The sequence below is a fragment of the Profundicola chukchiensis genome, from assembly GCF_029664245.1.
In the GTDB taxonomy this organism is placed as follows: domain Bacteria; phylum Bacteroidota; class Bacteroidia; order Flavobacteriales; family Weeksellaceae; genus Profundicola; species Profundicola chukchiensis.
The window spans coordinates 1-232 of sequence record NZ_JANAIE010000052.1 but is presented as its reverse complement, the minus strand read 5'-3'; the positions used below and the strand labels follow the sequence as shown (position 1 = coordinate 232).

Below are 232 nucleotides of genomic sequence, written 5' to 3'. Positions count from 1 at the left end.
CGGCCAACGGCGCGTCGTGGCCAAAGAGTGCCTTCCGCGTGCCCACCTTGTCCACCTGATATTCGCGGTGCAGGAAATCGGCGACATAGGACTTCTTGGTCTCGCTCCATCCGGCATAGAGCCTGTAGAACAGCTCCTTGTGGCAGATGAACAGTTGCCGCACGTCCTTCGGCGCCAGCTCCGACAACAGCATGTTGACCAGGTCCCGGTCGGCATGATCGGCCGCGCGCAA

1 protein-coding gene is annotated in these 232 nt (G+C 61.6%); it reads right to left on the bottom strand.

The window, feature by feature from the left end; all coding sequences use genetic code 11:
• The coding region (locus NLM59_RS11640; RefSeq protein ID WP_369426811.1) for a DUF6638 family protein at nucleotides 1-232 on the bottom strand (232 nt) is incomplete at both ends.